Annotated in this window: 12 protein-coding genes, 3 tRNA genes and 1 pseudogene; 9 read left to right on the top strand and 7 right to left on the bottom strand. The window is 70.9% G+C overall.

Annotated features, from left to right (window positions below; translation table 11 throughout):
• Positions 1 to 28 precede the first annotated feature (28 nt).
• The gene (locus tag NMN56_RS22760; protein WP_274045642.1) at positions 29 to 559 is read left to right on the top strand and encodes a PH domain-containing protein; all 531 of its coding nucleotides are present in this window, start codon (positions 29 to 31) and stop codon (positions 557 to 559) included.
• Between the two features lie 122 nt (positions 560 to 681).
• Here the strand turns inward: NMN56_RS22760 and purL are convergent, their stop codons facing one another.
• Genes purL through purS form a run of 3 tightly spaced genes read right to left on the bottom strand, consistent with a single transcriptional unit; the run spans position 682 to position 3,958 of the window.
• A complete protein-coding gene (gene purL, locus NMN56_RS22755; protein WP_274045643.1) occupies positions 682 to 2,985 on the bottom strand; it encodes a phosphoribosylformylglycinamidine synthase subunit PurL in 2,304 nt (767 codons plus the stop codon).
• The gene (gene purQ / locus NMN56_RS22750; protein WP_274045644.1) at positions 2,982 to 3,659 is read right to left on the bottom strand and encodes a phosphoribosylformylglycinamidine synthase subunit PurQ; all 678 of its coding nucleotides are present in this window, start codon (positions 3,657 to 3,659) and stop codon (positions 2,982 to 2,984) included. The genes purL and purQ overlap by 4 nt, the downstream gene beginning before the upstream one ends.
• Entirely contained in the window at positions 3,656 to 3,958 is a 303-nt protein-coding gene (purS, locus tag NMN56_RS22745) for a phosphoribosylformylglycinamidine synthase subunit PurS (RefSeq protein WP_274045645.1), read from the bottom strand. Before purS ends, purQ begins: the two co-directional genes overlap by 4 nt.
• Positions 3,959 to 4,313: 355 nt before the next feature.
• Between purS and NMN56_RS22740 the strand changes: the two genes are divergently transcribed.
• The 8 genes from NMN56_RS22740 (at position 4,314) to NMN56_RS22705 (ending at position 9,503) form a co-directional block, all read left to right on the top strand.
• The gene (locus tag NMN56_RS22740; protein ID WP_274045646.1) at positions 4,314 to 4,631 is read left to right on the top strand and encodes a histone-like nucleoid-structuring protein Lsr2; all 318 of its coding nucleotides are present in this window, start codon (positions 4,314 to 4,316) and stop codon (positions 4,629 to 4,631) included.
• A gap of 153 nt (positions 4,632 to 4,784) precedes the next feature.
• Positions 4,785 to 4,856: transfer RNA gene (locus NMN56_RS22735), tRNA-Gly, on the top strand.
• A gap of 78 nt (positions 4,857 to 4,934) precedes the next feature.
• A tRNA-Gly gene (locus NMN56_RS22730) sits at positions 4,935 to 5,007 on the top strand.
• A gap of 176 nt (positions 5,008 to 5,183) precedes the next feature.
• Positions 5,184 to 6,248 (top strand): ABC transporter ATP-binding protein, encoded by a 1,065-nt coding sequence (locus NMN56_RS22725; RefSeq protein WP_274045647.1) that lies wholly within the window; start codon positions 5,184 to 5,186, stop codon positions 6,246 to 6,248.
• Positions 6,245 to 7,051, top strand: a complete 807-nt coding sequence (locus NMN56_RS22720; RefSeq protein ID WP_274045648.1) for an ABC transporter permease — start codon at positions 6,245 to 6,247, stop codon at positions 7,049 to 7,051. Before NMN56_RS22725 ends, NMN56_RS22720 begins: the two co-directional genes overlap by 4 nt.
• Positions 7,052 to 7,102: 51 nt before the next feature.
• A complete protein-coding gene (locus NMN56_RS22715) occupies positions 7,103 to 8,593 on the top strand; it encodes a sensor histidine kinase (protein ID WP_274045649.1) in 1,491 nt (496 codons plus the stop codon).
• Positions 8,594 to 8,680: 87 nt separating this feature from the next.
• Positions 8,681 to 9,343, top strand: coding sequence for a response regulator (locus tag NMN56_RS22710; protein ID WP_274045689.1), 663 nt, complete (start codon positions 8,681 to 8,683; stop codon positions 9,341 to 9,343).
• A gap of 87 nt (positions 9,344 to 9,430) precedes the next feature.
• Positions 9,431 to 9,503, top strand: a tRNA-Gly gene (locus NMN56_RS22705).
• 253 nt (positions 9,504 to 9,756) lie between these two features.
• Here the strand turns inward: NMN56_RS22705 and NMN56_RS22700 are convergent.
• From NMN56_RS22700 to NMN56_RS22685, 4 genes and pseudogenes are all read right to left on the bottom strand, one after another.
• Positions 9,757 to 10,104, bottom strand: a pseudogene (locus tag NMN56_RS22700) (GntR family transcriptional regulator); the annotation flags it as partial.
• Positions 10,098 to 11,069, bottom strand: a complete 972-nt coding sequence (locus NMN56_RS22695; RefSeq protein WP_274045650.1) for a DUF1648 domain-containing protein — start codon at positions 11,067 to 11,069, stop codon at positions 10,098 to 10,100. The pseudogene NMN56_RS22700 and the gene NMN56_RS22695, both read right to left, overlap by 7 nt.
• 116 nt (positions 11,070 to 11,185) lie before the next feature.
• Entirely contained in the window at positions 11,186 to 12,097 is a 912-nt protein-coding gene (locus tag NMN56_RS22690; RefSeq protein ID WP_274045652.1) for a phosphoribosylaminoimidazolesuccinocarboxamide synthase, read from the bottom strand.
• A 110-nt stretch (positions 12,098 to 12,207) separates the two neighbouring features.
• A complete protein-coding gene (locus NMN56_RS22685) occupies positions 12,208 to 13,767 on the bottom strand; it encodes a N,N-dimethylformamidase beta subunit family domain-containing protein (protein ID WP_274045654.1) in 1,560 nt (519 codons plus the stop codon).
• Between the last annotated feature and the right edge of the window lie 56 nt (positions 13,768 to 13,823).

Here is a 13,823-nt window from a genome sequence, read left to right as displayed (position 1 = left end):
CCGGGGGCGCTGTGCCAGGATGCGCGGCATGCCTATCGCGGACCGTCACCTCGCCGAGGACGAACAGCTGGTGCACGTCACACGGCAGCACTGGACCGAGATGGTCAGCGAGTTCGTGGTGCTGTGCCTGGTGTGGGCCGTGGCCGTCGCGCTGATCTGGGTGCTGCCGACCGGCGAGGACTGGGCCAGCACGGGGGCCTATGTGGTGCTCGCCGCCGCCGTCCTCGCCTCGGTGTGGTGGTGGCTGGTCCCGCTGCTCAAGTGGCGCAGCAAGATGTACATCCTGACGACGAAGCGGATCTACAAGCGCAGCGGCTTCCTGACCAAGACCAGCCGCAGCATTCCCCTGCTGCGGGTGAACGACGTCGCGTTCAAGGCCACCCTGTGGGAGCGCGTCATGCGGTACGGGACGTTGACGATCCAGTCGGCCTCCGAGCACGGCACGATGACGCTGCGCCATGTTCCGCGCCCCGAGTGGTTCAAGACGGAGATCTACCGGGCCGTCGACGAGGAACAGCGCGGCGGCGCCCAGCACGGGCCGCCGCCGCGGGGGTTGTGAGTACGGGGAGCGCGCTCAGCGCACCGGCACACATGTAGGCACACACGTACGCCCCGGCCCTGTGGCCGGGGCGTAGGCGTTCGTGCCCGCCGAGGTGCGGGGCGGGCCGGCGGGGAGCCGGCTCAGCCGAAGAGGTCCGGGAGAGTGGCCTCGTGTGCCTCTCGCAGCTCGGCGAGCGGGAGGGTGAACTGGCCCTGGATCTCCAGGTCTTCGCCGTCCACGACGCCGACGCGCGCTGCGGGCATGCCGCGTGCGGCGCACATGTCGGTGAAGCGGACCTCCTCGCTGCGCGGGATCGCGACCAGGGCGCGGCCCTGGGACTCGGAGAAGAGGAAGACGAACGGGTCCATGCTGTCGGGGACGATGACGCGCGCGCCCTTGCCGCCCTTGAGGCAGGACTCCGCGAGTGCCTGGATGACGCCGCCGTCGGAGATGTCGTGCGCGGCGTCCACCATGCCGTCGCGGCTGGCGGCGATCAGGATCTCCGCGAGGAGCCGTTCGCGCTCCAGGTCCACCTTCGGGGGCGTACCGCCGAGGTGGCCGTGCGCGACCTGGGACCACGCGGAGCCGCCGAGTTCGTTCCTGGTCTCGCCGAGGAGGTAGACGAGGTGGCCCTCGTCCTTGAACGCCATGGGGGTGCGGCGGGCCACGTCGTCGATGACGCCGAGCACGCCGACGACCGGCGTCGGGTGGATGGCCGCCTCGCCCGTCTGGTTGTAGAGCGAGACGTTTCCGCCGGTGACCGGAGTGCCCAACTCCCGGCAGGCGTCCGCGAGTCCACGGCACGCCTCAGCGAACTGCCACATGGCGTCCGGGTCCTCGGGCGAGCCGAAGTTGAGGCAGTCGGTGACGGCGAGGGGGCGGGCGCCCGTTGCCGCAACGTTCCTGTACGACTCCGCTAGGGCCAGGCGCGCGCCCTCGTACGGGTCGAGCTTGGCGTAGCGGCCGTTGCCGTCCGTGGAGACGGCGACGCCGAGCCCGGACTCGGCGTCGATACGGATCATGCCGCTGTCCTCGGGCTGTGCGAGAACGGTGTCCCCGAGCACATAGCGGTCGTACTGGTCGGTGATCCAGGACTTGGCAGCCTGGTTCGGCGAGGAGACCAGCGCGAGCGCCGCCGCGCGCAGTTCCTTGCCGTCGGCGGGGCGCGCGAGCCGGGCCGGGTCGTCGGCCTGGAGCGCGTCCTGCCAGGAAGGCCGCGCGTAGGGGCGCTGGTAGACGGGGCCCTCGTGCGCGACCGTACGGGGGTCGACATCGACGATCTTCTCGTCGTGCCAGAAGATCTCCAGCCGCTCGCCCTCGGTGACCTCACCGATGACCGTGGCCGTGACCTCCCACTTCTCGCAGATCTCCAGGAAGCGCCCGACCTTGCCCGGCTCGACCACGGCGCACATGCGTTCCTGCGACTCGCTCATGAGGATCTCCTCGGGCGAGAGCGAGGAGTCGCGCAGGGGTACGTCGTCCAGCTCGACGCGCATGCCACCGGAACCGTTGGAGGCCAGCTCGCTGGTGGCGCAGGAGAGCCCGGCAGCGCCGAGGTCCTGGATGCCGACGACGAGATCGGCGTGGAACGCCTCCAGGGTGCACTCGATGAGCAGCTTCTCCTGGAAGGGGTCCCCGACCTGGACGGCGGGGCGCTTGGAGGGCTTCTTCCCCGCGGCGTCGGCCGCTGAGGTGTCCGCGAAGGTCTCCGACGCGAGGATGGAGGCGCCGCCGATGCCGTCACCGCCGGTGCGGGCGCCGTAGAGGACGACCTTGTTGCCGGTGCCCGCCGCCTTGGCGAGGTGGATGTCCTCGTGCTTCATGACGCCGACGCACAGGGCGTTGACCAGCGGGTTGCCCTGGTAGCAGGCGTCGAAGACGACCTCGCCGCCGATGTTGGGCAGGCCGAGGCAGTTGCCGTAGCCGCCGATGCCGGCGACGACGCCGGGCAGCACGCGCTTGGTGTCGGGGTGGTCGGCCGCGCCGAAGCGCAGCGGGTCCATCACGGCGACGGGGCGAGCGCCCATGGCGATGATGTCGCGGACGATGCCGCCGATACCGGTGGCCGCGCCCTGGTAGGGCTCGACGTACGACGGGTGGTTGTGGGACTCGACCTTGAAGGTGACGGCGTAGCCCTGGCCGACGTCGACCACGCCCGCCTGCTCCCCGATCCCCACGAGCATCGCCTCGGCGCCGGGGCCCTCGGTGGGCGCCTTCTCACCGAACTGCTTGAGGTGGACCTTGCTGCTCTTGTACGAGCAGTGCTCGGACCACATGACCGAGTACATGGCCAGCTCGGCGCCGGTGGGACGGCGGCCGAGGATGTCGCGTACGCGGTCGTACTCCTCGCGCTTGAGGCCGAGTTCGGCCCAGGGCTGCTCGGCCTCGGGGGTCTGCTCCGCGTGCTTGACGGTGTCGAGGTTCTTGGCGCTCTTGGGGCTCATGCGGTGACCAGGTTCTTGAGGACAGAGGTGAAGAAGCCGAGACCGTCGGTCGTCGGCCCTGTCAGGGTCTCGACGGCGTGCTCGGGGTGCGGCATGAGGCCGACGACGTTCCCCGCCTCATTGGTGATGCCCGCGATGTCACGGCGCGAGCCGTTGGGGTTGCCGCCGAGGTAGCGGAAGACGACACGGCCCTCGGCCTCCAGCGCGTCGAGGGTGCGCTCGTCGGCGACGTAGCCGCCCTCGCCGTTCTTGAGCGGAACGGTGATCTCCTGGCCCGCCGTGTAGTCGGAGGTCCAGGCCGTATCCGCGTTCTCGACGGCGAGACGCTGGTCCCGGCAGAGGAAGTGAAGATGGTCGTTACGGGTCAACGCGCCCGGCAGCAGGTGGGATTCGCACAGCACCTGGAAGCCATTGCAGATGCCGAGCACCGGCATTCCGGCCTTCGCCTGTTCGACGAGCGGCTCCATGACCGGTGAGAAACGGGCAATCGCACCGCACCGCAGATAGTCGCCGTACGAGAATCCGCCGGGCAGAACGACCGCGTCCACCTGGTGCAGATCCCTGTCCCGGTGCCAGAGCGGCACCGGCTCGGCGCCGGCGATACGGATGGCACGCTGCGCGTCACGGTCGTCGAGTGACCCGGGAAAGGTGACGACGCCGATACGGGTGGTCACGCCACGGCCCCCTCGGCCGCTGTGCCGGACGCCGCCGGGTCCGGTGCTCCGGCCGCTTCCTCGACGCGGACCGTGAAGTCCTCGATCACGGTGTTGGCGAGGAATGTCTCGGCGAGTTCACGGACACGGGCGAGGGCCGCCCGGTCCACGGGTCCCTCAACTTCCAGCTCGAAGCGCTTGCCCTGTCGGACATCGGAGATTCCTTCGAAGCCCAGCCGGGGCAGTGCGCGCTGCACCGCCTGTCCCTGGGGGTCGAGGATCTCCGGCTTGAGCATGACGTCGACCACGACGCGGGCCACGGGTAACTCCTAGTGCTTAGCGGGGCGCTGCGCTGGCCAGCGTACCCGTCCTCAGAATCTACGCGCGTTGATATCGTCGCTGAACGGCCGGAGAACAGCGGGGGATCACGCGGGGACTCCGTGAAGCACTGGGAAAACGGCCAGGAAAAAAGTATGGTCCCGATTGCGGTCGGAGTCCCGGAGAAGAATTCCGGGGATCCGCATTCCATGTGCCCCGCCGCACGGCGCAGCACAGCAGAATATTGCCCGCCCCCTATCCAGGGTTTGCTCACATACCCGCTTGACAGCGGGACCGCACATCGCGCGGTAATGATGAGTGATCCCTTTCGTGATCCTGAAGGAAGGACCGATATCCGTGGCACAGCGCGTGGTGGTCACACTCTCCGATGACATCGACGGCGGAGAAGCGGCGGAGACGGTCTCCTTCGGCCTCGACGGCAGGTCCTACGAGATCGACCTGACCACCGACAACGCCAAACAGCTCCGCACCGAGTTGGCACCGTTCGTCGAAGCCGGGCGTAAGCGGGCGAAGTCGGGCAAGGCATACCACCGGACCTCGGTGGCCCCCGACCCTCGCGCCGTGCGCGCGTGGGCGGAGTCCAACGGCTTCGAGGTGCCCGCACGCGGGCGCATCCCCAAGAGGGTCTACGAAGCCTTCAACGCGGCACACTGAGGGGAGTTGGGGGGCCGCGCGGGCTCTGCCCGCCCTCCCCCCGCACCCCCTCCGCCCTCTCTCCGTGCTCGACTTGCCATCCACCCCAGGTGATCGGCTAGAGTCTGGGCATCGCCGCGAGGGAAACCCGCAAGGGAACACCTCACGAAGCGCGCGGGTGTAGCTCAGTAGTAGAGCGCCCCCTTTCCAAGGGGGAGGCGCAGTGTGCGATCCCTGTCACCCGCTCTCTGATGCAGGACTTCGATCGGAAACGATCAGGTACAGTATTGGTCGCGTCACTCGGTGAAAGCCGGGTGAAGGCATGCGGACGTAGCTCAGTTGGTAGAGCGCAACCTTGCCAAGGTTGAGGTCGCGAGTTCGAGCCTCGTCGTCCGCTCAGGAAAAAGGGCCCCGGTCTTCGGACCGGGGCCCTTTTTGTGCGTCGAGGGCTTTGTGCGGGCCGGTGGCTCTGTGCGCGCCGGCGCTTTCTGTCCGCTCTCGGATGACATTCGTCATGCACACGCGTGACGGCGCGCACTGCTCTCGGCCGCGGGAAGCGGAAAGCCTGGAGGCATGGATGCGATCGAGGTCGAGGGACTGAAGCGCCGCTATGCGGCGGACAAGGGCGGTGAGGGGTTCGAGGCCGTCAGCGACGTCACGTTCTCCGTTCGGGAGGGCGAGATCTTCGCCCTCCTCGGCACCAACGGGGCGGGCAAGACCTCCACCGTCGAGGTGCTGGAGGGGCTCGCGCCCGCAACGGAGGGGCGCGTACGGGTGCTGGGCTTCGATCCGTTCACGGAGCGGGCCCAGGTACGGCCGCGCACGGGCGTGATGCTCCAGGAGGGCGGCTTCCCCTCCGAACTGACCGTCGCCGAGACGGCGCGGATGTGGGCGGGGGTCACCAGCGAGGCCAGGCCCGAGCGGGAGGCCCTGGACATGGTGGGCCTCGGCCGGCGCGTGGACGTACGCGTCAAGCAGTTGTCGGGCGGCGAGAAGCGGCGCCTGGACCTGGCCCTCGCGCTCATCGGGCAGCCCGAGGTGCTGTTCCTGGACGAGCCGACCACGGGCATGGACCCCGAAGGGCGGCGCGACACCGCCGAGTTGGTGCGCGAGCTGCGGGCCCAGGGCACGACCGTACTGCTGACCACGCACTACCTGGAGGAGGCCGAACAGCTCGCCGACCGGCTCGCGATCATGCAGGCCGGCCGGGTCGTCGCGGCCGGTACACCCGAGCAGGTCGTCGCGGCGCGGCCCTCGCGCATCGGCTTCCGGCTGCCGCACGGGGTGGAGCCGGAGCAGCTGCCGCTGTCGGTCAAGGCGGCCGTCACGGGGCGGCGGGTGTCGGTCAAGACACACGCGCTCCAGCAGGAGCTGACCGAACTCCTGGTGTGGGCACGGGACAGGGACGTCGAACTGGAGGGGCTGCACGCGCGGTCCGCTTCGCTGGAGGAGGCGTTCCTGGAGATCGCGCAGGAGGGCCACATCCGGGCCGCGGCAGACGGCGACGGATCCGGAGACGGGGTCGGGGTCGGGGTCGGGCCCAGGACAGGCGGCGAAGCCGGGGGCGTGACGCGGGGCAGCGGTGCGGTGCAGGGGCAGGACGGGCGTACGGACGACAGGACGGGGGCGCGGGCATGAGCGCGGTGACAACGGAACGGGCGGCTGCTCCCAGGGTGGCCAGGATCTCCACGAAGCGGCTGGCGGCGCTGGGGCGCGCGGAGCTGACGCTGCTCCTGCGCAACAGGTCGGCGCTGTTCGTCGCACTTCTGCTGCCGATCGCGATGACCTTCTCGATCAAGTCGGCAGCCGAACAGGCCGACATCTCCGAACTCGGGCTCTCGGTGGGCAGCATGGTGCTGCCGGGCTCCGTAGGGGTGGTGCTGCTCTTCGCGGTCTACAGCAACCTCGTCGGCGTCTACGTCGCACGCCGCGAGGAACTGGTGCTCAAGCGCCTGCGCACCGGCGAGGCGAACGACCTGGAGATACTGTCGGCCGGCGCGCTGCCCTCCGTCGCGCTCGGTGTCGCGCAGTCGGTACTGCTGCTGGTGGGCGGCGCCGTGCTGCTGGACATGGGGGCGCCCGAGCGGCTCGATCTCGTCGTCGCCGGGGTCGTGCTGGGCATGGTGATGATGACCGTGCTGGCTGCCGCCTCCGCCTCCTTCGCGCGGACGACGGAGATGGCCCAGCTCATCCCGATGCCGATGATGCTGGTCTCGTTCGCCGCCTCCGGGCTCTTCGTGCCGCTTGAGGTCTTCCCCGACACGCTGGAGAACGTGTGCCGCTGGCTGCCCATGACGCCGATCACGGACCTGCTGCGGGCCGGCGTCACCGGCGGGCTGGACGGAACAGCGACGCTGCGCGCGCTGGGCATCGCGGTCGCCTGGACGCTGCTGGGTGCCTACGGGGTGCGCAGGCGGTTCCGCTGGGAGCCGCGCCGCTGAGGCGGCTCCGCGTACCGTGAACAGCTGGAACGTACGAACGGGAGGCGCCCGATGATCCGCTGGGGCAGGGCCAAGCAGGACGCCTGGAGCCGGCGCAGCAAGCAGGACCAGGTCGAGGCTTCGACCCGCTGGATGATCTTCGGGTCGCCGTGGATCTTCTACCTCTCCGGCATGCCCCAGCTGTCCTCGGCAGTGGAGGGCGAGCAACTGCCCCTCGCGCTCACCGGGCTCATCTGGGTTCTCGGGCTGGCGCAGTGCGTACTCAGCGTGGGCGGTCTGCGGCAGGGCCTGGACCACTATCTCGGCGAGGGGCCCGCGCCCAGGTCCCGGCTGCGGATCATGGCCGTACTGGCCGGTGTCAGCATCGCGGCGCTGGCCGCGCTGATCGCGCTCGGCGAGGTCCAGAAGGTGACGGCGCCCGCGATGGTGCTGTTCGCGACGTTTCCCGGGGTGACCAATGTCTACGGGCTGATGGTGCGACCGCGGCACGGCGCGAAGGTGCTGACGTACGTCATGCTCGGCATCACCGTGCTGTTCGCGGCCGTCGGCATGGAGTGGCCCGGCCTGCTCGGCACGTTCGTCGTCGGCGTCGTCGTCGCGTTCATGGGTGTCTTCACGCCCCGCTCCTCCGGCTGGTACCTCGCGGTGATGCGCGAGGTGAGCAGGGCGAAGGAGACACAGGCGCGGCTGGCGGTCGCCGAGGAACGGCTGCGCTTCAGCCGCGACCTGCACGACGTGGTGGGCCGGAACCTGTCCGTGATCGCGCTCAAGAGCGAGCTGGCCGCACAGCTCGCGCAGCGCGGCGCGTCCGGTGTGGAGTCAGCCGTCGCGCAGATGACCGAGGTGCAGCAGATCGCGCGCGAGTCGCAGACCGAGGTGCGCGAGGTGGTGCGCGGCTACCGCGAGGCGAGCCTGCACACCGAACTCGCGGGCGCACGCGGGGTGTTGAGGGCCGCAGGAGTCGACTGCCGGATCGAGGAGGACCACGAGGAGATGCCCGACCGTGTGCAGTCGGCGCTCGGCTGGGTGGTGCGCGAGGGCGCGACCAACGTGCTGCGGCACGCTGAGGCCACGCGCTGCCGTATCCGGGTCGGCGCGGGGGACGGCGGTGCCACCGCCGTCCTGGAGATGGAGAACGACGGCGTACGTGTGCCACGCGCCGAGTGCGGCTCGGGCCTCACGGGCCTCCGCGAACGGCTCGCTGCCGTAGACGGCACCCTGTCGGCCGAACGCGAGGAGAGCACCCAGGTCTTCCGCCTGCGCGCCGAGATCCCCCTCGCGGGCGGCCCCTCGGGAGGGGATGTTGGGGATACGGATACGGATGCCCATGCGGGTGCGAATGCGGGTGCCGGTGCGGATACGGGCACGGGCGCGGGTGCGGATACGGGCAGCACGGGCACGGACGCGGTTGTTGTGGGCGCGGACGCGGGTGCGGGCGAGGGACCGCGGGTGGACGCGGAGAGGGCGGACGCGGAGAGGGTGGACGCGGACGCCGCGTGCACGGCCGTGGGGGCGCGAACGGGCGCCGGGGCACGCAGGTAGCGAGGTGCTGAGGAGCTGAGGAGTGCGGTGAGCGACGAACCACATGCGGACGCCGGTACGGGCGGCAAGGCGAGCGGCGACGTGCCTGTGCGGAGCACCGAGAGCGAGGGCTCGGGCGAAGGCTCAGGCGCCGGCTCGGGTGCGCCTGTCCGGGTCCTGTTGGCTGATGACGAACATCTGATCCGGGGTGCTCTCGCCGCGTTGCTGGCGCTGGAGGACGACCTGGTGATCGTTGCCGAGGCGGCCTCGGGGCCCGAGGCACTGGCCATGGGGCGGGCTCATCGGCCCGATGTCGCGGTGCTGGATCTTCAGATGCCGGGCGCCGACGGTGTCCGGGTCGCGACGGGGCTGCGCGAGTCGGTGCCGGAGTGCCGCACGATGATCGTGACCAGCCACGGCCGCCCCGGCCATCTGAAGCGGGCGCTGGCTGCGGGCGTACGGGGGTTCGTGCCGAAGACGGCGTCGGCGCAGCAGCTCGCGGAGATCATCCGCACCGTGTTCCGGGGCAGCAGATACGTCGATCCGGAGCTGGCAGCCGACGCGATCAGCGCGGGAGACTCCCCGCTGTCGGCCCGCGAGGCGGAGCTGCTGGAGCTTGCGGCCGACGGTGCGCCGATCTCGGAGATCGCGGACAAGGCGTCGCTCACCCAGGGCACCGTCCGCAATTATCTGTCCGCCGCCGCGGCCAAGATCGGCGCCGGGAACCGTCATGCCGCGGCCCACCTGGCACGGGAGCGGGGCTGGATCTGAGACCCGGTGGACCGCGGGTCACTCCTCCGGGTCTCCGGTTATACTGGACCCCGCGCCACGGCGTCCCCCGGGATTCCTGCGCGATGTGCGGACGTAGCTCAGTTGGTAGAGCGCAACCTTGCCAAGGTTGAGGTCGCGAGTTCGAACCTCGTCGTCCGCTCCGTCGAGGGAGAAGGCCCCGGTCCGAGGACCGGGGCCTTCTTCGTGCCTGTACGGCGTCGTGCGCGTACGGCTTCGCGCCCGTACGGCGTCCGTCGCTGCACGGGCCGTGCCCGTACGGCGCTCGTGCCGGTTCAGCGCTTGCCCGTTCAGCGCGTGTTCTTGCCGCTCTTGCCCGCAGTCTTGGCCGCGCTCTTGCCCGGCGTCTTGCCCGCGGCGCCCTTACCGGTTTCGGCGTCCGCCGGTGTGTCCGTGAGGGTGGCGGTGACCGTGGCGAGGATCTCCTCGTCCTGGAGGCCCAGCTCGCGGGCGGCCTCGACCAGTTCGCCGGCCGCGGCGAGCATTCTGGCCCGGCCGCGCGGCTGTTCGGTGGTGACGACGGCGCCGCGTCCCGGGCGCAGCTCGATCAGGCTCTCGCTCTTGAGGGTCTGGTAGCCGCGCAGGACCGTGTGCATGTTGATGCCCAGCGACTTGGCGACGTCGCGCGCCGCGGGCAGCCGCTCGCCCGCGCGCAGTTCGCCGTCGGCGAGCGCGCGCCGTACGCACGCCGCCACCTGGTCGGAGAGCGGGCGTACGGAGGCGGGGTCGATACGGATCAGCATCTTTCGCGTGCCACCAGATCGTTGAGCAGGCCGGCCGCGGTCTCGGCGTCGCGGACGACGACGACGAACTGGCCGCCGCTCTCCAGTTCGACCCAGACGCCCGTGCCCGCGTGCAGTGCCAGGCCGCGCCGCCCCGGCAGGAGGCGGTAACCCCAGCCTCCCAGGTCGCGCACCGGGCGTACCGGGCGGGCTTCGGCGCGCACGACGCTCGTCAGCGGAACCCGCAGGAACCGGGGGCCGGCGAGCGGCGGCCTGACGGCGAGGCCCTCGCGGCTTACGGTGACGCGGGCGCCGGACAGCAGGAGCAGCAGGACCGTGAGGGGAAGCGCCCAGAGCACGGAGCCGGGCCCCGCGCCGAGCAGCCAGGCCCCCAGGACGCCGACCGTGAGGCCGGCGCTCAAGGCCGTCAGCCATACGGGGCCCAACGTGCGCTGCCACACGGCCAGTTCGCCCGCACGCAGCCCGACCGAGGGCCGGGCCTGCCCGCTCCCGGAAGCCACCTTGCCGCGCGCCTTCGCGGGGCCCGGCGCCGGCAGCACCCGCCCGGCGGTGAAGCCCGCGACGAGTGCGGCTCCCACGGCGATGGCGCCGTGCCACCAGGGGAACTCCAGCGCGGCTGCGTCGGTGACGTCCAGATTGACGAGGAGCAGCGCGGCGAAGAGGTAGCCGAGCGCGATGGCAGCGCCCGCGCTGCCGCCCGTAAGGGCCCTGCCGTGCATGCCGCCCCAGTACGCGAGGGCGCCCAGCCAGACGGCGAGCCCGGCGAAGAGCGCCGCTGCGAAGACGAGCAGCAGCGGGCGGGACAGAAAGCGGTCAGCGGTGCCGTCGGCGCCGAAGTGGACGCCCATCTCGCCCGGCAGCCGTGACCACACCCTGGCCATGACCGCCAGGACGACGGCTCCGGCCAGCAGGAAAGGCGTCGCGGCGAACGGCACGGCTGCCGTGTTGCCTGGTCGTGTACGCATGACTCACACCCCCATGATTGTTCTACTCAGACTAGAATAACCATGGGGGTGCGGGGAAGAGGGCCAGGGCACGAGGCTTCCCGGGGTCCGCAGCCGGGCAACCGGGCAACCGGTCGTCAGCTCCAGGGCACCCCCGTGAGCCGCTCGTACGCCTCGACGTAGCGGGAACGGGTCGCGGCCACGACGGGCTCGGGCAGGGCGGGCGGGGGCTGCTCGGAGGCGCGGTCCCAGCCGGAGGAGGGAGAGGCGAGCCAGTCGCGGATGTACTGCTTGTCGAACGAGGACTGTGCGCGGCCCGGCTGCCACAGGTCGGCGGGCCAGAAGCGGGACGAGTCCGGGGTCAGCACCTCGTCCCCCAGCGTCAGCGCGGCGTCCTCGCCGCCGCCGTCCCAGCCGAACTCGAACTTCGTGTCCGCGAGGATGATGCCGCGCTCGCGGGCGATCTCGCGTGCCCTCTCGTAGGCGGCGAGCGTCGCCTGGCGCAGCTCGGCGGCCGTCTCGGGGCCGAGCATGCGCGCGACCTCCTCGTACGGGACGTTCTCGTCGTGCTCGCCCACCTCCGCCTTGGTGGCGGGCGTGAAGATCGGGCCCGGCAGTTCGGAGCCGTCCTCCAGACCCTCGGGGAGCCCGAGCCCGCAGACCGTGCGCGAACGCGCGTACTCCGCGAGGCCGGAGCCGGCGAGGTAGCCGCGCGCGACGCACTCGACGGGGATCATGCGCAGGGACTTGCACACGGTGGTGCGGCCCTCCCAGTCGAGTGGCGCTCCTGCCGGTACCTCGGTGCCGATCACGTGGTGCGGCAGCAGATCGGCGAGCTGCTCGAACCACCACAGGGAGAGCCGGGTGAGGATGCGGCCCTTTTCCGGGATCTCCGTCGGCAGCACCCAGTCGAACGCGGAGATGCGGTCGCTGGCGACCATCACGAGGTCGCCGGCGTCGTTCTGGTACAGGTCGCGCACCTTGCCCGTGTGCAGATGCACCAGACCTGGTACCTGCACGGGCTCGGGCTTCTCCACGAATCCAGACACGTTTCTTTCCTCCCGGGGGACGACCGACTGACGACGGGTACCCCGGATTCTCCCGCACGGTCCAGGACAGCGCGCCTTCGCGCATCCGTCATGGCTGCGCCGGACACGGACTAGTCGCGTTTGCAGATGCGGTCAAGGAGGTTGGAGGTGGCCCGCTGGACGCGGGAATCGACGTATCCGGGCCTGTCCAGGGCCGGGGACCAGGCGAAGGTGCCGGAGGAGAAGACGAGCGCGCCCGAGGGTGCGCGGTACAGCGAGGTCTCCTGGTGGCGGCGGACGCCGCCGCGGTCGCGGTAGGGGGAGTGCGCGAGCAGGATGCGCTCGGTGTGCGCGGGCAGCGCCGTACGCGGGTAGTAGCGGTCGGCCTCGCCCGCGACGAGTCCTGGCAGCTCGTCGCCCTCGGCAGCGCCCGTCGCCTCCCACAGCCAGTGGTCGCCGTTCCTGACGATGAGCGGATACGGCTCGGCCACCTGGCCCGCGTACTGGATACCGAGCAGCGACTGCTCGGGCTCGCCCTGCTCGCGCCAGAGCGCAGCGCGGCCTGGACCGCGCCGCTTGCGGCAGGTGAGCAGGCGGTCGGGGGCGCCGGAGGGCAGGGCCTCCAACTCGACCTGCCAGTAAGAGGTGTTGGCCGAGAGAAAGACCAGCGCCGTGCCGCTGTCGCGCGCCTTCTCCGTCGCCCTGCGCATGGCCACGGACCAGTACTCGTCGTGGCCGGGGAAGATGATTCCCCGGTACCGCGTGGGGTCGATACGCCCGGCGTGCAGATCGCGGGTGTCGGCGTACGCCAGGTCGTAGCCGTAACGCTCGGCGTAGCGGATGAAGTCGTACGCGTGGCCGACGTGCAGGGGCAGTCCCGAGCCGGCGTACGGGCGGTCGAAGGAGACGGTCATCGCCGCGTCGCCCTCCCCGAGCAGCGTGCCCCCGTCGTCCCAGGCGTGGTAGAGGCTGGCACCGGTGTTCCCGTCCTCGGGGAAGAGGTTGTACGCCTGCCAGGTCACATCGGGCAGGATCAGCAGCAGATCGGCGGGGTCGCGGTCGCGCACCGTGAAGGGGATGTGGGAGCGGTGCCCGTCGGCGGTGGTGAGGACGGCGACATAGGCGCCCGAACTCCAGAACTCCGGGATCTGGAGCCGCCAGGAGAGCCACCAGTGGTGGCAGGAGACGGTGCGGTCGGCGGCGAGCGGGACGGGCTGCATGATGCCGGAGAGCCGGGGGCTGGTCGTGATCTTCTTGGCACCCTCGCCCGCGTAGTGCCCGATGCGGTAGACGTCGGCGCTGAAGGGCTGGGGCGGGTTGACCGTGATGCGGAAGTCGATGGACTCGCCCGGCGGGGTGCCCCCCGCGACCGAGGCGAAGCCCTTGATCTGGCAGCGGACGTCGTCGGCCGTGGGCGGAGCGCTGTGGGAGAGGCCGCCCCTGGAGCGCGGCGCCGGAATGGCCTGGGCCGCGCCCGCGAGTGCCCTGACCAGCTCGGGGGTCGCGGAGGTCTGGCCGGGTGCCGGGTCCACACAGCCGACGTACCACGGCACGAGGCGGCCGTTCTCGAAGTAGTTCTCGCTCACCCGCAGCCAGGGAAGCGGCCCCTGGCCGAAGGGGTCCGTGACGGCGTGCGCGAGGGCGCCGGACTCCCAGCGCCTGATCTGCTCGGGCTGCCGTGCTGCCGGCATGTGCCGTTTGTGCTCGGTCCGTTCGGTCCCCACCTTCTTCTCCCCTCCCGGTCCCC

The sequence above is a fragment of the Streptomyces iconiensis genome (assembly GCF_028657195.3).
Lineage (GTDB): Bacteria > Actinomycetota > Actinomycetes > Streptomycetales > Streptomycetaceae > Streptomyces > Streptomyces iconiensis.
This window is presented reverse-complemented; position numbering and strand designations above follow the sequence as displayed.